Annotated in this window: 16 protein-coding genes; 8 read left to right on the top strand and 8 right to left on the bottom strand. The window is 66.5% G+C overall.

Annotated elements, in window-relative coordinates; all coding sequences use genetic code 11:
• Nucleotides 1-48: 48 nt before the first annotated feature.
• Complete coding sequence (locus HSRCO_RS03110) at nt 49-1,245, top strand: PrsW family intramembrane metalloprotease (RefSeq protein WP_259518944.1); 1,197 nt, start codon at nt 49-51, stop codon at nt 1,243-1,245.
• A gap of 18 nt (nt 1,246-1,263) precedes the next feature.
• Here HSRCO_RS03110 and HSRCO_RS03105 read toward each other — a convergent pair whose 3' ends face one another.
• Both HSRCO_RS03105 and HSRCO_RS03100 read right to left on the bottom strand, forming a co-directional pair.
• The gene (locus HSRCO_RS03105; protein ID WP_259518942.1) at nt 1,264-1,857 is read right to left on the bottom strand and encodes a riboflavin synthase; all 594 of its coding nucleotides are present in this window, start codon (nt 1,855-1,857) and stop codon (nt 1,264-1,266) included.
• 55 nt (nt 1,858-1,912) lie between these two features.
• Nucleotides 1,913-3,754 (bottom strand): UvrD-helicase domain-containing protein, encoded by a 1,842-nt coding sequence (locus tag HSRCO_RS03100; RefSeq protein WP_259518941.1) that lies wholly within the window; start codon nt 3,752-3,754, stop codon nt 1,913-1,915.
• A gap of 392 nt (nt 3,755-4,146) precedes the next feature.
• Between HSRCO_RS03100 and HSRCO_RS03095 the strand changes: the two genes are divergently transcribed.
• Nucleotides 4,147-5,037 carry a DMT family transporter gene (locus tag HSRCO_RS03095; protein ID WP_259518940.1) on the top strand — a complete coding sequence of 297 codons (891 nt, stop codon included), beginning with the start codon at nt 4,147-4,149 and terminating at the stop codon, nt 5,035-5,037.
• A gap of 87 nt (nt 5,038-5,124) precedes the next feature.
• Here the strand turns inward: HSRCO_RS03095 and HSRCO_RS03090 are convergent, their stop codons facing one another.
• The 3 genes from HSRCO_RS03090 to HSRCO_RS03080 all read right to left on the bottom strand — a co-directional run bounded on the left by HSRCO_RS03090 (nt 5,125) and on the right by HSRCO_RS03080 (nt 8,031).
• Nucleotides 5,125-5,295 (bottom strand): HVO_0416 family zinc finger protein, encoded by a 171-nt coding sequence (locus HSRCO_RS03090; protein ID WP_259518939.1) that lies wholly within the window; start codon nt 5,293-5,295, stop codon nt 5,125-5,127.
• A 94-nt stretch (nt 5,296-5,389) separates the two neighbouring features.
• Complete coding sequence (locus HSRCO_RS03085; RefSeq protein ID WP_259518938.1) at nt 5,390-6,889, bottom strand: carboxypeptidase M32; 1,500 nt, start codon at nt 6,887-6,889, stop codon at nt 5,390-5,392.
• 59 nt (nt 6,890-6,948) lie between these two features.
• The gene (locus tag HSRCO_RS03080; RefSeq protein WP_259518937.1) at nt 6,949-8,031 is read right to left on the bottom strand and encodes a M20 family metallopeptidase; all 1,083 of its coding nucleotides are present in this window, start codon (nt 8,029-8,031) and stop codon (nt 6,949-6,951) included.
• A 121-nt stretch (nt 8,032-8,152) separates the two neighbouring features.
• Between HSRCO_RS03080 and HSRCO_RS03075 the strand changes: the two genes are divergently transcribed.
• Nucleotides 8,153-10,018, top strand: coding sequence for a PINc/VapC family ATPase (locus HSRCO_RS03075; protein ID WP_259518936.1), 1,866 nt, complete (start codon nt 8,153-8,155; stop codon nt 10,016-10,018).
• Between the two features lie 37 nt (nt 10,019-10,055).
• Here HSRCO_RS03075 and HSRCO_RS03070 read toward each other — a convergent pair whose 3' ends face one another.
• Nucleotides 10,056-10,358 carry a helix-turn-helix domain-containing protein gene (locus HSRCO_RS03070; protein ID WP_259518935.1) on the bottom strand — a complete coding sequence of 101 codons (303 nt, stop codon included), beginning with the start codon at nt 10,356-10,358 and terminating at the stop codon, nt 10,056-10,058.
• Nucleotides 10,359-10,473: 115 nt separating this feature from the next.
• On the opposite strand from HSRCO_RS03070, the gene HSRCO_RS03065 reads away from it, so the two are divergent.
• The 3 genes from HSRCO_RS03065 to HSRCO_RS03055 all read left to right on the top strand — a co-directional run bounded on the left by HSRCO_RS03065 (nt 10,474) and on the right by HSRCO_RS03055 (nt 13,368).
• Complete coding sequence (locus tag HSRCO_RS03065) at nt 10,474-10,770, top strand: hypothetical protein (RefSeq protein WP_259518934.1); 297 nt, start codon at nt 10,474-10,476, stop codon at nt 10,768-10,770.
• A 4-nt stretch (nt 10,771-10,774) separates the two neighbouring features.
• Complete coding sequence (locus HSRCO_RS03060; protein WP_259518933.1) at nt 10,775-12,604, top strand: ribosome biogenesis/translation initiation ATPase RLI; 1,830 nt, start codon at nt 10,775-10,777, stop codon at nt 12,602-12,604.
• A gap of 119 nt (nt 12,605-12,723) precedes the next feature.
• Nucleotides 12,724-13,368 carry a DUF6517 family protein gene (locus HSRCO_RS03055; protein ID WP_259518932.1) on the top strand — a complete coding sequence of 215 codons (645 nt, stop codon included), beginning with the start codon at nt 12,724-12,726 and terminating at the stop codon, nt 13,366-13,368.
• A gap of 56 nt (nt 13,369-13,424) precedes the next feature.
• Here the strand turns inward: HSRCO_RS03055 and acs are convergent, their stop codons facing one another.
• Both acs and HSRCO_RS03045 read right to left on the bottom strand, forming a co-directional pair.
• Complete coding sequence (acs, locus tag HSRCO_RS03050) at nt 13,425-15,431, bottom strand: acetate--CoA ligase (RefSeq protein WP_259518931.1); 2,007 nt, start codon at nt 15,429-15,431, stop codon at nt 13,425-13,427.
• A gap of 147 nt (nt 15,432-15,578) precedes the next feature.
• A complete protein-coding gene (locus HSRCO_RS03045; protein ID WP_259518930.1) occupies nt 15,579-16,100 on the bottom strand; it encodes an archaemetzincin family Zn-dependent metalloprotease in 522 nt (173 codons plus the stop codon).
• A 39-nt stretch (nt 16,101-16,139) separates the two neighbouring features.
• Here HSRCO_RS03045 and HSRCO_RS03040 point away from each other — a divergent pair, with 39 nt between their 5' ends.
• Complete coding sequence (locus tag HSRCO_RS03040; RefSeq protein WP_259518929.1) at nt 16,140-16,532, top strand: UPF0146 family protein; 393 nt, start codon at nt 16,140-16,142, stop codon at nt 16,530-16,532.
• Nucleotides 16,533-16,560: 28 nt separating this feature from the next.
• Complete coding sequence (locus HSRCO_RS03035; RefSeq protein ID WP_259518927.1) at nt 16,561-17,433, top strand: TIGR01548 family HAD-type hydrolase; 873 nt, start codon at nt 16,561-16,563, stop codon at nt 17,431-17,433.

Here is a 17,433-nt window from a genome sequence, read left to right as displayed (position 1 = left end):
GATCCTGTCCGGGAAAGGGCTTAGTCCGTTCCAACGCTATCACGTCGTATGGACGACCGGAATCGGCCCGACCCGGTGCAATGGGCCGCCGATGAGGGGACGGACCTCTACGATGTAGTCACCTGGGAGGAGCGCAGTCGGCTCGATTCGGTCTCCCGATCGGTGTACGGGGCCCTCGTCGCGAGTTCGCGAGCGATGGTCGTCAGCGTCGCCCTTCTCATCGTCCTCAGTCAGGCCGCGCTGACCGTCGCCGCACTGCAACGCGACCCGATCGTCGGCGCCTACATCGTCGCCTCCATCGTCCCCGCGCTGGTCATCGCCTTCTACGTCTGGCGCTCGGACGTGACGATGGCCCAGCCGCTGGACTCACTCGCCATCACGTTCCTGCTTGGCATCCTCTTCGCCAGTTTCGCGGCCGTCGCGAACTCCTCCCTGGAGGGTACTTTCGCGGCGTTCGGCTCGATCGGACTGGTCCTCTTTTTCTATCTCGTGGTCGCGCCGGTCGAGGAGACGGTGAAGCTGCTCGCGGTCAGAATGTACGGCTATCGCCAGACGGAGTTCGCCGCGGTCGTCGACGGTGCCGTCTACGGCGCCGTCGCGGGCCTCGGCTTCGCAGCCATCGAGAACACCCTCTACATCACCCAGCAGTACTTCCAGACCGCGGCGATCGGGGGCGAGACGCCACTCGTCGCCACCCTCCAGACGGCCGCCGTCCGAACCTTCGCGGGTCCTGGCCACGTCATCTACTCCGCCATCGCGGGCTACTACCTGGGCCTGGCGAAGTTCAACCCGGCGAACCGTGGGCCCATCGTCGTGAAGGGGCTGCTGATCGCGGCGTTCATCCACGGAACGTACAACGTTCTCGTCTCGAATCTGGGGACTGGTCTCGCGGTACTCTCCCCGGTCGTCGCCATCCCGCCGGCTATCGGGTTCATCGCCTTCGTCGTCGTCTTCGACGCCGTCGTCCTGTTCGCGCTCGTCGTGAAACTCCGGTCGTACGCCCGAGCGTTCCGAGAGACGGGTGCCGCGGCCTTCTACGGACGGTTCGACGGTTCCACCGCCGATGCCGCGGCGGCCACCGGCGGCGGGACGTCGACCGAGGGGTCCACGGCCGGGGAACAGTCGTCGAGGGAAGGTTCCTCGGCCGGCGAACCGACGGCCATAGATAGATCCATCGTCGGCGAACCACGGTCGATAGAAAGCGAACGGGCCAGCGAACCGCCGTCGACTGACGAATCGGACTGAGAGCCGCGTGGTGTCGGCCTACGCGACCTCGGCCATTCGTTCGACGTACTTCGCGATGACGTCCACCTCGACGTTGACCGCCTCGCCCGGGTCTCGCTCGCCGAGGGTCGTCTCCTCGTACGTCGTCGGAATGATGGCGACGGAGAAGGTGCCGGCGTCGTCGTCGAGGTCGGCGACGGTCAGGCTGATGCCGTCGAGAGCCACCGAGCCCTTTGGCGCGAGGTAGCGCTCGTAGCCCTCTGGGAGCGCGAACGTGAACGTCCAGTCCTCGCCGACGGACTCCACGTCCACGACCTCGGTCGTGGTGTCGACGTGGCCCTGGACGATGTGACCGTCGAAGCGGCCGTCGGCCGGCATCGGTCGTTCCAGGTTGACGCCATCACCCTCCTGTACCTGGTCGAGGGTCGTCTTCGCCAGCGTCTCCGCCGCCGTGAACACGGAGAACCAGCGGTCGCCGGACTCCTCGACGGTGAGACAGACGCCGCTGACGCCGACGCTCTCGCCGGCTTCGAAGTCGGTCATCCCCTCGGTCGCGATGCGGAGTCGTCGTCCGCCCTCGTCGTCCGTCACTGACTCGACGATGCCGGTCTCCTCGACGATGCCGGTGAACATACGCTCGACTACCGGGCGACCGCGCAAAGACGTACCGGATTTCTCGTTGACGGGACTACTGCAGGATGGTGACGCTCTCTTCGCCGGCCAGGGACTCCTCGAGGGTGTTCCCGGTGGGTTTGCCGTAGAGCAGGACGTCGATGGGGAGGGTCGGGGCGCCGTCGATGAGGTTCTGGAGCAACACGAGACGCTCGCGGGCGCGACTCATCCCGACGTAGAAGACCCGGCGTTCGTTGTCGGTGAGGACGGGGACCGGGGAGGACTGGCGGGTGAACTCGACGCCCGCGGGAATCTCGCGGTCGGTCGCCGTCGCGACCATCTGCTCGACGACCTTCTCGGTGAGGTCGGTCGCCAGAAAGACGTGGTCGGCCTCGCGGCCCTTGGCGCTGTGGATGGTGCCCACGCGAACCCGGTCCGGGTCGACGTGCTGGTAGTCGCCGCGGAAGTAGGCGTCCACGCTCCGCCGCTGGTACCGGGTCACCTTCCGGAGCATGTCCGCCGCCGACGCCGGTGCCGGGACGAAGGGGGCGTACTCGCGGATCGTTTCGGGGTCGACCTCGATCTCGGTGAGGTCGACGTCCTCGCCGGCGGCCTCTTCGCGGTCGTCGAGATAGTCGCGGAACGCCGACCGCTCGTTCGTCCCGAAGGCGGAGGACTGCAGCATGTCGACGAGTCGGCGCGTCTCGAGACCGTCGATGGGTTCGTCCCGGTCGAGGGCTTCGACGGCCGAGATGTACTGCTGGAGGCGGTCGGTCCACAACCGCTGGTCGGTGAGTGCCTTGAACGGGATTCCCTCGCCGATGAACTCGTCGACGAACTCGAAGAGCTGATACCGGGCCCGGAAGAGCACCATCACCGAGTCGTCTTCGGAATCGCGGATCGTACTCCGCACGTTCCGAACGAGGTCGAGGACCGAAGGGCTCTCGACCGCCTCGACGGCCCCGCCCTCCTTGCGCGGACGGAGATCCTTGTCCTGGCGTTCCTCGATGTGGGCGACCTCGCGGTTGACGACGTCGAGCACGTGGGAGGGGAGCCGGTAGGAGTTCTCGAGGATGACGTCCTCGTCGGTCACCTCGTCGAGGAGGAGTTTCGGGTCGGCACCCTGCCAGGCGTAGACGACCTGGTCGTCGTCGCCCGCGATGAACACCGTCTCCATGTGTGGTTTCCACTCGTCGTAGACCGCGTACTGCAGCTGGGTGATGTCCTGGAATTCGTCGATGACCAGGTGGTCGACCCGGGGGACGAGTGAACGTTGCTGTACCCGCTCGAGCATGTCGGCGAAGCCGACGAGGCCGTGTTGGCCCTTGTAGGAGCGCCACCCACGGATGGCCTCGGGGATGTCGAAACGGTCGTCGCTGGTCGGCCAGGTGGGCGTGTACTTGTTCCCGACCTGGGCGTTCTCGTCGATCTCCGGTGGGAGGCGAACCTCCTCGTCGTTCCAGCGGAACGGGACGTCGTACCAGTCGGCGACGTCGCGCTGGGTCCGCTGGAGCCACTGGCTCGTCGCGATGATCTTGTTCCCAAGGGTCGTCGAACGGGCCGTGCGGCGGGATCCGGATGCATACTCGTCCTCGTAGGGCAGGCCGAACTCCTCGCAGAACTCCTCCTTGTCGTTCTCCCCCACCACGTCGCCCCGCGAGAGGTTGAGCAGGTCGTAGGCCTTCGCGTGCATCGTCGAGACGTTCCCGCGAAGCGCTCGCGGGTTCATGTCGAGACGGTCTGCGAGCCGCTCGCGGACCTCGGCCGCGGCCGCCCGGGTGTACGAGACGACGAGGATGTCCTCGACCGCGACGTCGTCCCGTTCGAGGAGTTGGTCGACTCGGTCCAGCAGTGCTGTCGTCTTCCCGCTCCCTGGTCCCCCGAAGAGGCGCGTAACCTCCGGGTCCGTTTCAGTCATTGTCCAGTTACTGGGGCCGAAACCCTATAAACAACCTGAAAAGCCAGCGCTAGGGGTTCGACGCGGATCCAGCCCCGTCCTCGCCGGGCCGTCGCGTCGAACGCCGCCCGGGACGAGCGACTGGAATCGACGGATCGTCGGTCAGGACCGCCGCGTCGAACGTGCCTCCCGCACGTCCGCCCCGTCGCGGATCTTGTCCTCGCAGTTCGGACATACCCGCGGTTGGGTCACCCCGTCCGGCGTGAAGACCCGGACGTACGCATCGGTTACAAAAGAGCCACAGTTTTGGCACTCCGGCATGCGTTCGTCTGGCCGTTTGATGCCATCCATCTTAGATGTGCCGGATGCGTCAATCGAGAAGACTATGGGGTCGTCGGGCACACCGACCACGCATGACCGCCGCCACCATCTACGCGCTCGCACTTCTCCCGGCCGTCATCTGGGGGTTCACCCCGATCCTCTCGAAACGCGGCATGGCCGGTGGCGGATCGTCCTTACAGGCCTCCCTGGTCGTCGTCGCCGTGGACACGACGCTGTACCTCCTCGTCCTCCTGGCCACCCGGGGCACCGAGATATTCGTCGACCTGCCACTCGCGGCCATCGCCCTATTCGTCCTGGCAGGCGTCGTCGGGACCGCCCTCGGCCGCCTCGCGATCTTCACGGGGGTCGACCGGGTTGGGGCCGCGATCAACACCGCGGCCGTCTCCATCCGGCCACTCTTTGCCACCATCCTCGCCGTCTTCTTGCTGGGTGAGAGCGTCGGTCTCCACACCGCCATCGGTATCCTGGTCGTGGTCACCGGGCTGGTGGCCCTCACCCTCTCGAAGGGTGGCGATATCACGGGCTGGGAACGAGCGGATCTGCTCTACCCGCTGCTCGCAGCGCTCTTATTCGCCATCGGGAACGTGGCCCGGCGGTACGGGCTGGTGAGCTTTCCCGACGTCAGCCTGCTGGAGGCCGTGGCGCTGAACGAGTTCGGCGGGATGGTCGCACTGGGGACGTTCGCGGTGGTCGCCGGTCGCCGGGACGTCCTGTACGCACCGCGAAAGACCTACGCGTACTTCGCGGGCAGCGGAACGCTCACGGCCGTCGCGTTGCTCTCGCTGTTCGCCGCACTCCAGGCCGAGCGGGTCGCCATCGTCGATCCGCTGTCGGCGACGGCGCCGCTGTTCACCACGCTCTTCGCGGCGGTCCTCCTGCGGGACCTCGAACAGGTCACTCGCCAGGTGGTCCTGGGAGCCGCCCTCATCGTTTTCGGCGTCGTCGTCATTACCGCATTCTGAGCCGCGACACGCTCCTGGCTGCCGGACGCGTCGCTTTCGGGGGAGTCTGTGAAAAAACGGGGAGAGTCCCCGAACGCTGTATCGGTCCTACGGCGACCAGCCACAGACCGAACAGCGCATGGCGTCTACGTCGTGGATTCCGCCACACTCCGGACACTGCTTTTTGTTATAGCTTCGGTCCCATGCTGCAGTCGTGTGGCCGTTGTTCTCGAGGAACTGGTCCAGGACAGCGTCGTCCGAAGTGTCTGCAGTCGCCATACGGGCTATGGTATTACGTGGCACACTATATTCCTTCCGGTACGACAGCCCCTCACATGGTAAGCGATCGGTAGCCACCTCGGAGCCAGGATCGTTACAGATCGTACAGCTCGCCGTACTTCTCGGTGACGTACGCGAGGAAGTGATCGGCCGCGTACGACTCGCCGGTCGCCGATTTCACGAGGTCGTCGGTGGTCATGCGCGAACCGTGTCGGTGAACCTGGGTGGTGAGCCAGTCCCCCAGCGGTTCGAACTCGCCGGCGGCGAGGTGCTCATCGAGGTCGTCGATGGCTTCGTCCGCGGCCGCGTACAGCTGGGCGGAGAGGACACTTCCCATCGAGTACGTCGGGAAGTACCCGAAGTTGCCGTGACTCCAGTGGATGTCCTGCAGGGCGCCCTCGCTGTCCGTCTCGGGTCTGACGCCGAGGTACTCCGCCATCTTGTCGTTCCACACCTGCGGAACGTCCTCGACGGCCAGGTTGCCCGCGATCAGGTCGCGCTCGATCTCGAAGCGGAGGACGATGTGCATGTGGTAGGTCAGTTCGTCCGCCTCCACGCGGATGACGTTGTCCGGGTCCACCCGGTTGGCGGCGGCGTAGAGATCGTCGACGTCGACCCCCGCCAGATCCGGGAACCGATCGACGAGGGCCGGCAGGAAATGCGCCCAGAAGGCCCGCGAGCGGCCGACGTGGTTCTCCCACAGCCTGGATTGTGACTCGTGGACGGTCATGTCCCGGGGCTGGCCCAGCGGCGTCCCGTACTGGTCCTGGGGCAGTCCGAGGGTGTACCTCGCGTGTCCGAACTCGTGGATGGTGCTGTACAGCGAGTCGAGCGGGTCGTCCGGTGAGAACCGCGTCGTCACCCGGGCGTCGAACTGGGTGCCCATCGAGAAGGGGTGTGTCGAGGTATCGAGTCGGCCACGCTCCCAGTCGTAGCCGAGGGCGTCGAGGACGTCGCGGGCCAGGTCCTCCTGGGTCGCCGGATCGAACTCGCCCGCGAACGGCCTCGGGAGGTCCACGTCGCTCTCGCGGATATCGTCGATGAGCGGGGGGAGTTCCGCCGCGAGTTGTCCGAGGATTCGCTCGGCGGTCTCGAGGCCGAGATACGGTTCGTAGTCCTCGAAGAGGACGGCATACGGGTCACGGTCCGGGTCGATGTGGGCGGCGTACTCCCGCTTGAGTTCGATGAGGTCCTCGAGCGCCGGCGCGAAGGCGTCCCAGTCGTCCTCGGCCCGGGCGGACTCCCAGACCGGGAGCGCCTCGCTCGCCGCCTCCGAGATGCGTTCGACGAGGTCGCGGGGGACGCGCGTCTCGCGTCGGTACTCGCGGCGTATCTCTCGGACCGCACCCGCCTGCTCGACGGTGAGGTCCGCGTCCTCGAGGTCGTCGAGGAGTTCGCCGACGCGGTCGTCGGTCAGGAGGTCGTGGGAGAGCGAAGAGAGCGTCGAGAGCTGTTTCGAGCGGGCCGGCGTCCCGCCCTCGGGCATCATCACTTGCTGGTCCCAGCTCAATAGACCGCGCGCATTCCCGACGTTGACGATCCGTTCGTATCGGTCGAGCAATTCGTCGTAGGCGGCGGGTGGGTCGTCGGGCATACGTCTCACTCGGGGCGCTCCACCCATCAACCCTCGCGTTTTTCGTCCCGGCCGGACCGTCACCCGTCCTCGGCCGGCCAGGACGTCGCGACGGTCTCGTAGCACCGACGAACGCGGTCCAGCACCGCGAGCGAGACGCTCTCCGCTTCGGTGTGCGCCTCCCCCGGTTCGGCCGGGCCACAGACCACCGTGCTCGTTCCGGCCGCCGCCAGCCACCCCGCGTCGGTCGCGTGGGGTTTGACGACCGCCTCGGGCGTCGATTCCTGGACGTCGTCGGCCGCCGAGACGACCGCCGCCGCGAAGTCCGAATCGTCACACCGCATGGGTGGCAGGTCCTGGTCGACGCGCCACTCGACGCCGGGAATCTCCTCGACCTGCTCCAGGGGGGCTCTGTCACCCGGCACGGTCCGCTCGTCGACGGTGACCTCGCAGGCGTCCGGTATCACGTTCCACGCAGTCCCACCCTCGATACCGGTGACCGCCAGACTGCCGGTGGTTGTCTCCCCCATGACGGTCGTCTCGGGGGCCGAGAGGTCGCGGATGACGGCGACCGCATCGGTCGCCCGGTAGACGGCGTTCTCGCCCGTCTCCGGCTCGGAGGCGTGGGCCGAGGTTCCGCTGGCTACGACCGTGCTCCCACGGCGCCCCTTGTGAGCGACGGCTACGTCGAGAACACCAGGGGCCGAATAGCCCATCGATCCCTCCCCGACGACAGCATAGTCGGGGGCGAACCCGGCGTCGATGGCGGCCCGGGCACCGACGCCGCCGTCCTCCTCGCCGACGAAACTCGCGAAGACGAGTTCGCCCGCTGGCTCGGCGTCCCGGAAGGCCAGGAGCATCGCAGCCAGCGCGCCTTTCATGTCCGCGGTTCCGCGACCGTAGAGCCGACCGTCGCGCTCCTCGACGACGTACTCGTCGCCGTCCACCTGGGAATCCGCCGGTGGAACGACGTCGTGATGCCCGACGAGCGCGAGGGACGGGCCGGTCCCGCGTCTCGCGATGACGTTGCCGGCGTCGTCGCTCGTCACTCGCGCGTCGGTCTCCGCGCGAAGCCACGATGCGATGGCGTCGCCGGCGGCGGTCGCGTCCTCGTGGCTCGGAATCGAGACGAGGGTGGCGGTCAGGTCGCGGAGGTCGGTCATGACTGAGGAGTCCGCCCGTGACCCCGTAAAACCGGTGGGACCGCAACCCCACCTGCCAGAAATACGTCCACGACGGGGCGGGGTGAACACCCTTTTTTAGTGGCCGTCCGTAGTGTATCGTATGAAGATCGTCCCGGACACGAGCGTGGTCGTCGACGGCCGCATCTCCGAGAAGGTGGTCGACGGCGAGTACGCCGGGGCCACCATCTACCTCCCCGAGGCAGTCATCGGCGAGATCGAATCGCAGGCCAACCGGGGACGCGACATCGGGTGGGACGGCATCGAGGAGCTACAGCGTCTCGCCGACCTGGACGCCGACGGGGAGATCGAGGTCGAGTACGTCGGTGGACGGGCCAGCGAAGCAGAGATCCAGCGGGCGAGCGAGGGGGCCATCGACGCGGTCATCCGCGAGGTGGCGGTCGAGTACGACGCCACCTTCGTCACGAGCGACATCGTCCAGGCCGAGGTCGGTCGCGGGAAAGGACTGACCGTCGAGTACCTCGAGCCGAAGGACCGCGAACGCGGTCGCCTCGGCATCGAGGACTTCTTCGACGACACGACGATGTCCGTCCACCTCAAAGTCGGCGTCGTCCCGATGGCCAAACGCGGCGACGTCGGGAACATCTCCTACGAGGCCATCGGCGACGAACCCCTGGACGCGGACCGACTGAAGGAGTTCGCCTCCGAGATCATCGACACCGGCAAACGCGGCGAGGACGCTTTCATCGAGTTGCGCGAGGAGGGGATGATCATCGCCCAGATCCGCGACATGCGGATCGCCATCGCGGAACCGCCCTTCTCCGACGGCATCGAGATCACGGCGGTCCGCCCCATCGTCAAGACGACGATGGACGACTACGACCACGTCGAGGAGCTCCAGTCCCGGCTGAAAGAGCGCGACCGGGGGGTGCTCGTCGCCGGGGCACCGGGCGCGGGGAAGTCGACGTTCGCCCAGGCCGTCGCCGAGTTCCTCGACGACGCCGGCAACGTCGTGAAGACCATGGAGAAACCGCGCGACCTCCAGGTCGGCCCGGAGATCACCCAGTACACCGAACTCGCGGGCACCATGGAGAAGACCGCCGACTCGCTGTTGATGGTCCGCCCCGATTACACCATCTACGACGAGGTGCGCAAGACCGACGACTTCGAGGTCTTCGCCGACATGCGCCTCGCCGGCGTCGGCATGGTCGGTGTCGTCCACGCGACCCGGCCCATCGACGCCCTCCAGCGACTGGTCGGTCGTGTCGAACTCGGGATGATCCCCCAGATCGTCGATACCGTCGTCTTCATCGAGGCCGGCCAGGTCCAGACCATCTACGACGTCGTCACCGAGGTGAAGGTCCCCGAGGGACTCATGGAACAGGACCTCGCCCGACCGGTCATCGTGGTCCGGGACTTCGAGACCCAGCGCCCGGCCTACGAGATATACACGTTCAACCGCCAGGTCGTCACGGTCCCCCTGGAGGAGACCGGTGACGCCACCGAGGAGAGTGGCGTAGATAGACTCGCGAAGAACGAGGTCGAACGCGAGATACAGGCCGCGACGCGGGGGCCCGTCGAGGTCGAGATCCGGAATCCGAATCAGGCGGTCGTCTACGTCAGCGAGGACGACATCTCCCACGTCATCGGGAAGGGGGGCGGCCGGATCAGCGACATCGAGGACCGACTGGGGATCACCATCGACGTCAGGACCCTCGACGAACATCCCGCCTACGGGAGCGGCGGGGGTCCGTCGGGTGGCGGTGGGGGCGGTGGAACCGGCGGCGCCGGTGGCGAGATCGTCACGCCGGAGATCACCTCGCGGCACGTCATCATCCCGGTCGACGGGTCCCGCGCCGGCGAGACCGTCGAGGTCCAGGCCGACGGCGAGTACCTCTTCACCGCGACGGTGGGCCGTGGCGGCGACATCAAGGTCTCGCGCGGGAGCGCCATCGCCGAGGAACTCGAGCGAGCGATCGACAGAGAGACGATGATCACCGTCGAGTGAGCCGAGACGGCGATGACGAACGAATGACGACGATCGGTCAGACGGCGTCGGCTTCGTGTGTCTGTCCGTCGTCGTCCGAGGCGTCGCCCTCCTCCTGGTCGTCCTCGGACGGAGTAGCACAGGACAGTTCGTAGAGGCTCTGGCGGGCATCCGCGAAGTAGATCCCCTCTTCGACGCTGCCGCAGTCTTGGAGTCGCTCCAGGGCATAACGGACGGTTCGGGCGGAGAGCATCGTCTCTTCGACGAGCTGCTTCTGGGTGAGTGGGCCGTCGTACTGCAACACCTTGTAGACGAGTTTGGCGCTGGGCGGCAGTTCCGACAGGCAATCGTTTCCGTCCATCGTTACGAAACGAGACAGTGCACGGGCATAAAACGTGTGGGAACGACAGACGAGCCGGGACGACGGCTGTCGGCGGAACGAACGGCTTTTGCCCGACCACCACAGAAACGTCCGTATGGCTACTGAGACAGCGAACCGGATGGCCGGCCACACGCGGAGCGTGGCGGTCACGACCATCGCGTCCCTGGGTGGCGTGGGGGCCGGCGTGGCCGCCGCGATGCTCGCGAGCGGTCCGACGGACTCCCTGGGCCTGGTCATCGTGTTCGCCGCGTCGGTCGTCGAACTCGGCGTGATGCGGGTCGTCGGCATCGACGTGAGCGAGTTCGGCGCGAAAGACCACATCTACGTCATCTTCATGACGTTCGCCCTGTGGTTCGTCACGTGGGGCATCCTGCTCACCAGCGGCGTGTGATAGGATGGCCGACGACAGCATCGCCGTAGTCGACCTGGACCGCTGTCAGCCCGACCGGTGTAACTACGAGTGCGTGAACTTCTGTCCCCCGAATCGCACCGGCAAGGACTGCATCGTCACTCGCGATGAACACTACGAGGACGAGGAACCCTTCGAGGGCGAACCCGACCAGGTTCGCATCTCCGAGGAGATCTGCCTGGGCGAGACCTGTGGCATCTGCGTCGAGAAGTGCCCCTTCGACGCCATCGAGATCATCAACCTGCCCCAGGAACTCGAGGAGGACCCGACCCATCGCTACGGCGACAACTCCTTCGCGCTCTACGGGCTACCGATCCCCGAGACTGGCAAGGTCACGGGCTTTCTGGGGCCGAACGGCATCGGGAAGTCGACCGCGGTCCACGCCCTCGCGGGCGAGATGGTCCCCAACCTGGGCCAGCACGCCGACCCGCCCTCCTGGGAGGAGGTCATCGACGAGTACCGCGGGACCGAACTCCAGGACTACCTCGAGGGCGTCCGCGACGGCGACATCACGGTCGCCCGCAAACCGCAGTACGTCGACCAGATCCCCGCCCAGTTCGACGGCACGACCCGCGAGCTGCTGGCCAGTACCGACGAACGGGGCGCCCTCGAGGACATCGTCACGCGACTCGGCATCGATCCGGTGATGGACCAGGCCATCGAGAACCTGTCGGGTGGGGAACTCCAGCGAGTCGCCCTGGCGGCCGCGTTGGCCAGGGACGCGGACTTCTACTTCCTCGACGAGGTGACCCCCTACCTGGACATCAGTCAGCGAGTCACCGCCGCCCGTCTCATCCGCGAACTGGCCGTCGAGGAGGATCGCGCGATGCTCGTCGTCGAACACGACCTCGCCATCCTCGACCTGCTCGCCGACTCGCTGCACGTCGGCTACGGGCAGCCCTCGGTCTTCGGCGTCGTCACGCCGCCGAAGTCGGTCAGGGTCGGTATCAACGAGTACCTCGAGGGATACCTCACCGCGGAGAACATGCGCATCCGTCCCGAGGCCATCCAGTTCGAGGCGCACGCGCCGCGCCCCATCGAGAACGCCGACGTCCTCGTCGAGTACCCGGACATGTCGAAGTCCTACGGCGAGGGGGAGTTCTCCCTGACCGTCGACGGCGGCGCGGTCCATCGCAACGAGGTTCTGGGCATCGTCGGGCCGAACGGCATCGGGAAGTCCACCTTCGCGAAGTTGCTCGCGGGCCAGCTCGAACCCGACGGCGGCGAACTCGGGATGGACCTCGAGATCGCCTACAAACCACAGTACGTCGAGGCCGACGAACACGTCCCGGTGGCCGGCTTCCTCAACCGGATCGCCGACGACTTCGGGACGTCGTACTGGAACACCGAGATCGCCCAGCCCCTCCAGTTGGAGCGCATCATGGACCAGTTGCTCACCGACCTCTCCGGCGGGGAACGCCAGCGCGTCGCCATCGCCGCAACGCTCTCCCGCGACGCGGACCTCTATCTCCTCGACGAACCGTCCGCGCATCTCGACGTCGAACAGCGGGTGCTCGCGACCCGCGCCATCCGCCGGTACGCCGAGAACCACGAGACCACCGTCATGGTCATCGACCACGACATCTACGTCGTCGACCTGCTCGCCGACCGGCTGCTGGTCTTCGACGGCGAACCCGCCGCCCACGGGCACGCCAGCCGACCGCAGTCGATGCGCTCCGGGATGAACGAGTTCCTGGCGAACCTCGACGTCACCTTCCGTCGCGACGAACGCCTCGGTCGGCCCCGGATCAACAAGCCGGGGAGCCAGCTTGATCGCCAACAGAAACGCGACGGCGAGTACTACTACACCGGCTGACCGCCGTGGGGCTCGGCCGGCGATAGTGGGCGGAATTCGCCGTAATAGGTCCCTCATTCGGCTGAATCCGGGTGAACGAACGCGACGATTAATCACCCCTGGGTTCCTTGCATACCCCGATGACAATGCTCACTCGACGGGCGATGCTCGGTGGCGTCGCCGCAGGGCTGACCGCGACCGCCGGCTGTGTCGGCGTCCTCACTGGCGACGAACCGCTGGAATTTACGGCTGAACCGGCATCCGTTGGGGAATCGGCACTCGAATCGACGGGCTACGAGCTGGTGACCGAGGAGTCGCCGTCGGTGAACGAGGAGTTCACCGTTGCGGGACAGACCCGGGAGGTTTCGGTCACCAACCATCTCAGAGCCTACGAGAAGGACGTCGACTTCGGGCCGCTGGGTTCGATACGAGCGGCGATGTTCGCGGTGTTCACCACCCCACAGATCGAGTTCGCGGGCCGGACCGTCAATCCCGTCGGCGAAATGTCGAACAGAGAACTCCTCCGGCAGCTGGCCTCCAGATACGACGGGATGTCTGTCGGCGAGAGTATGAGTTCGACGGAAGTACAGACGCTCGGAAAGACCGTCACCGTCGACCGCTACGAGGCGACGACGACCGTCCAGAACCAGGACGTTCCAATCTACCTCCTTCTCGCCCGCTTCCAGCACGCAGGAGATTTCATCGTCACGGTCGGTGGGTATCCGCGTAGACTCACGGACGAGGAGTCGAATCAGTATACGCTCATCGAGAGCGTCCAGCACTGAGCAGGGGACGGCGCCCGCTGCTCGACGGTGCCAGGACGGTCGTGGGCAGTGCCGAATCAGTCCTGGACCTGTCGGCGGATATCCTCGGGGACGCTCGGGTCGCGCAGCGTGGTCGTGTTCCCGAGCTGTTCGTCGTTCGAGATGTCCTCCAGGAGGCGACGCATGATCTTCCCCGAGCGGGTCTTGGGTAGTTCGTCGACGAACCAGACGTTGGCCGGACGAGCGAACGTCCCGATCTCTGCTTCGATGGCACCGACGACGCGATCCCGGACGTCCTCGCCAGGGTCGACGCCTTCGCGGAGCGTCACGTAGATGTCCGGAACGGTCCCCTTCTCCGGGTCGTCGCGGCCGGCGACGGCCGCCTCCGCCACGTCGCTCACCTCGGCGACGGCGCTCTCCAGTTCCATCGTCCCCAGGCGGTGTCCGGCGACGTTCATCACGTCGTCGAGGCGCCCGAGGATCCGCCAGTAGCCATCGCGCTCGTGGACGGCACCGTCGCCAGCCCTGTAGACCCAGTCCTCGGGGTCGTCACTGGACGTATCGGAGAAGGCACGCCAGTACTCGTCGATGAACCGCTCGTCGTTCCCGTAGACCGTCTGGAGCATCCCGGGCCAGGGCTTCGTGATGACGAGATTGCCGGCCTGTCCGGTCGCCGGGTCGATCTCGTTGCCCTGGTCGTCGAGGATGGCCGGTTCGATACCCGGTACCGCGAACCCCGCACTACCGGGTTTCATGTCTTTCAACGCCGGGAGGTTGGTGATGAGATGACCACCGGTCTCGGTCTGCCACCAGGTGTCGACGATGACCGCGTCGCCCCCGCCGATGTGTTCGTAGTACCAGAGCCAGGCCTCCGGCTGGATCGGCTCGCCGACGGTGGTCAGATGGCGGAAGTCGAAGTCGTACTGCCGGGGGATCTCCTCGCCCCACTTCATGAACATCCGCACGGCGGTCGGCGAGGTGTGGAAGATGTCGACGTCGTACTTCTCGGCCATCTCCCAGAGACGACCCTTGTGCGGGAAGTCCGGCGCCCCTTCGTACATCACGGTCGTCGTGCCGAGCGAGAGCGGCCCGTAGACGATGTAGGAGTGGCCCGTGATCCACCCGATGTCGGCCGAACACCAGTAGGTGTCCGCCGGTTCGATGTCGAGGACGTACTTCGAGGTGGCCGTGACGTAGGCCATGTACCCCCCGGTCCGATGCTGGGTTCCCTTCGGCTGTCCCGTCGTCCCGGACGTGTACATCAAAAATAGCGGGTCCTCGGCGTCACGAGCGACCGGTTCGACCGAGACACCCTGCTTGTCCTGGAGGACCTCGTCGACCAGGACGTACGGGTCGTCGCTGTCGATGGAGACGTCCTCGTGGAGTTCGTCCTCGCGCGTGAACAACAGGACCGTCTCGGGGTCCGACTCGGCGAGTTCGAGCGCCTTGTCGGCCTTCTCCTTGTGGTCGAGGAACTCGCCGCGACGGTAGTAGCCATCGATGGTGACGACGACGTCCGATCCGGCGTCGTCGATGCGGTCGGCGAGCGCCTGCGCGGAGAAGCCGGCGAACACCTCGGAGTGCGGTGCACCGATGCGGGCCGCGGCCAGCATCGAGATGGGGAGGCCCGGCACCATCGGCATGTGCATCGTGACGATGTCGTCCTCGGCGACCCCCACCTCCCGGAAGACGGCGGCCATTTCGTTGACCCGTCGATAGAGGTCCTGGTAGGCGATGCGCTCGGTGGTGCCGTGTTCTCCCTCCCAGAGGATGGCCGTCTGGTCCTTTCGCTCCGGGAGATGACGGTCCACCGCCTGGTACGACGCGTTCAGTTTCCCACCGGTGAACCACTCGTAGAAGGGCGGGTTCGAGTCGTCGAGGACCTGGTCCCAGCGTTCGGCCCAGTCCAGTAACTCGGCGAACTCCTCGTACGCCGCCGGCCAGTTCTCCTCGAACCGGTCGTAGATGGACGAGTCAGTGACGTTCGCCTGCCCGACGAACTCCGGCGGTGGTCGGAAGTACTCCTGCTCGGTGAGACGGGACTCGATGGACCCGCCATCACCCGTCGTATGGTGGTTTGTCATCGTTATCCGTGATAGTAGAAGGCGGAAGGCCCCTTAATTCCCAGGTGCCAGGTGGGACACTCGCCGACGGCCCATCGGCTATGGTCTGGAATCATCCATTGCCCGTGGAGTGACGGCCGCCATTGCTGGACAGGTCCGAGGGGGCCGTCAGAAGACGCGGCGCTGGCAGGTGCCACACAGGTGCTGTTCTTTGCGGTCGACCTCCCGCACGGTCGGCGAGAAGTTCATCGCACAGCGGTTGTTATCGCAGTGTTCGAGGCCCAGGGTGTGGCCCACCTCGTGGACGACCTCCTTGCGGACGCGGTCCGCGAAGACGTCGCTCGCCGAGCGGTCGGAGAAACCACCGTCGGAGGACGTCTGCAACCGATACGTCGAGACGACACAGCTGCGACCGTCGAGGTAGGCGAGCCCGAAGACGTAGTTGCGGCGACGGTAGTAGAGATCCTTCGGCGTGATGGCGACGGATTTCTCCCCCCGTCCCGCCGAGGAGGCCACTTCGATGAACTCCTCTGCGAGGTACTGGTCGCGCCCGGCGTCGTACGCCGATTCGGGGACCGGCTGGGCATCCACGACCGTCACGTCACCCTCGTAGACGGAGCGAATGGCCGTCGACGCCTCCCGCTTGACGCGAGGTGCGACGTCCCCGACGGGGACGATGTCGATCCGCATGAGCAGCACTTACTTCCCGTCGGCAATAAACATCCCGCCGTGGAACCAGCAGACCCGCCAGCCACCGTCGACGTGCTCGCCGACTACGAGCGCGTCGTGGAGGTCGGCATCGGGAACCGAACCGACGTCGCCCGCGATCTCGCCGGGCGGGGTGTCACCGTCCTCGCGACCGACGTCGTCCAGCGGGACGTCCCCGCGGGGGTCACCTTCGTCCTCGACGACGTCACCGCACCCGACACTGAAGACTACGAGGACGCCGACGCCATCTACGCCCTGCGACTCCCCCCGGAACTCCAGCGACACGTCTGGCGGGTGGCGAGGACGGTCGAGGCGGACCTGCTGTTCACGACGCTGGGCGGGGACCCCGCGCTCGTCCCCGCCGAGCCGCGGTCCGTGGCCGAGGGCACGCTGTTCGTCGCGAGCCACAACTGATTAGACCAGTCTGGGCGTTTCTTCTGGTATGCAGGTCGATGCCGTCGTCCTCGACGTCGACGGGGTGCTCGTGGACGTCGCGGACTCCTATCGCCGGACCATCGTCGAGAGCGTCGAGACCGTCTACGGCGAGACCATCCCGAAGGCCGGGGTCCAGGCGTTCAAGGACGCCGGCGGCTTCAACAACGACTGGACGTTGACGGACGCCGCCACGCTCTTCGTGCTCGCCCGGCGAGCGGGACTCTCCCTCGACCTCGAGGAGTTCACCAGTGCCATCGCCGACGCCGGTGGCGGATTGGACGGGGCGAAGACCGTCGTCCGTGAGGAACTCGAAGCGGGGGCCGCCGAGCGCGTCCTCGGACAGTGGGACCCAGACCGCCTGCGCGAGGTCTTCCAGCAGTTCTACCTGGGAAGCGATCGATACGAGGAGATCGAAGGCGAACCGGCGACGATGGAAACGCGGGGCTACATCGACGACGAACCCGTCCTGGTCGAGGCGGCGACCATCGATGTGCTCACCGAGGCGTTCCCCGTCGCCGTCTTGACCGGTCGGCCCGAGGCGGAGGCGCTGCTGGCGCTCGACCGCGTCGGCCTCGACGTTCCCCCCGATTTGCGGTTCACGATGGACGACTGGGAGGCGGGAAAACCGCACCCGCGGGCGCTCGTTACCCTCGCAGAGCGGTGTGACGCCCAGCGAGTCGCGTTCGTCGGCGACACGCTGGACGACGTCCGGACGGCGACGAACGCGAACGAGGCCGACCCGGACCGGACCTACTACGGCGTGGGCGTGCTGACCGGCGGACTGACCGGCGAGGCCGGCCGTCGGAAGTACGAGGAGGCCGGCGCCGACGCCGTCGTCGACTCGGTGAACGATTTGCCGGCACTCCTGGCCCTGGACTGA

The sequence above is a fragment of the Halanaeroarchaeum sp. HSR-CO genome, from assembly GCF_024972755.1.
Lineage (GTDB): Archaea > Halobacteriota > Halobacteria > Halobacteriales > Halobacteriaceae > Halanaeroarchaeum.
The sequence above is the reverse complement of the archived record's forward strand: the minus strand, read 5'-3'. Positions and strand labels throughout refer to the sequence as shown.

What these genes read in the sequence shown, in the direction of transcription:
- acs (WP_259518931.1), bottom strand. Translation starts at nt 15,431, where the DNA reads ATGACAAACCACCATACGACGGGTGATGGCGGGTCCATCGAGTCCCGT.
- HSRCO_RS03085 (WP_259518938.1), bottom strand. Translation starts at nt 6,889, where the DNA reads ATGCCCGACGACCCACCCGCCGCCTACGACGAATTGCTCGACCGATAC.
- HSRCO_RS03105 (WP_259518942.1), bottom strand. Translation starts at nt 1,857, where the DNA reads ATGTTCACCGGCATCGTCGAGGAGACCGGCATCGTCGAGTCAGTGACG.
- HSRCO_RS03065 (WP_259518934.1), top strand. Translation starts at nt 10,474, where the DNA reads ATGGCTACTGAGACAGCGAACCGGATGGCCGGCCACACGCGGAGCGTG.
- HSRCO_RS03080 (WP_259518937.1), bottom strand. Translation starts at nt 8,031, where the DNA reads ATGACCGACCTCCGCGACCTGACCGCCACCCTCGTCTCGATTCCGAGC.
- HSRCO_RS03100 (WP_259518941.1), bottom strand. Translation starts at nt 3,754, where the DNA reads ATGACTGAAACGGACCCGGAGGTTACGCGCCTCTTCGGGGGACCAGGG.
- HSRCO_RS03070 (WP_259518935.1), bottom strand. Translation starts at nt 10,358, where the DNA reads ATGGACGGAAACGATTGCCTGTCGGAACTGCCGCCCAGCGCCAAACTC.
- HSRCO_RS03110 (WP_259518944.1), top strand. Translation starts at nt 49, where the DNA reads ATGGACGACCGGAATCGGCCCGACCCGGTGCAATGGGCCGCCGATGAG.
- HSRCO_RS03075 (WP_259518936.1), top strand. Translation starts at nt 8,153, where the DNA reads ATGAAGATCGTCCCGGACACGAGCGTGGTCGTCGACGGCCGCATCTCC.
- HSRCO_RS03095 (WP_259518940.1), top strand. Translation starts at nt 4,147, where the DNA reads ATGACCGCCGCCACCATCTACGCGCTCGCACTTCTCCCGGCCGTCATC.
- HSRCO_RS03055 (WP_259518932.1), top strand. Translation starts at nt 12,724, where the DNA reads ATGACAATGCTCACTCGACGGGCGATGCTCGGTGGCGTCGCCGCAGGG.
- HSRCO_RS03035 (WP_259518927.1), top strand. Translation starts at nt 16,561, where the DNA reads ATGCAGGTCGATGCCGTCGTCCTCGACGTCGACGGGGTGCTCGTGGAC.
- HSRCO_RS03060 (WP_259518933.1), top strand. Translation starts at nt 10,775, where the DNA reads ATGGCCGACGACAGCATCGCCGTAGTCGACCTGGACCGCTGTCAGCCC.
- HSRCO_RS03090 (WP_259518939.1), bottom strand. Translation starts at nt 5,295, where the DNA reads ATGGCGACTGCAGACACTTCGGACGACGCTGTCCTGGACCAGTTCCTC.
- HSRCO_RS03045 (WP_259518930.1), bottom strand. Translation starts at nt 16,100, where the DNA reads ATGCGGATCGACATCGTCCCCGTCGGGGACGTCGCACCTCGCGTCAAG.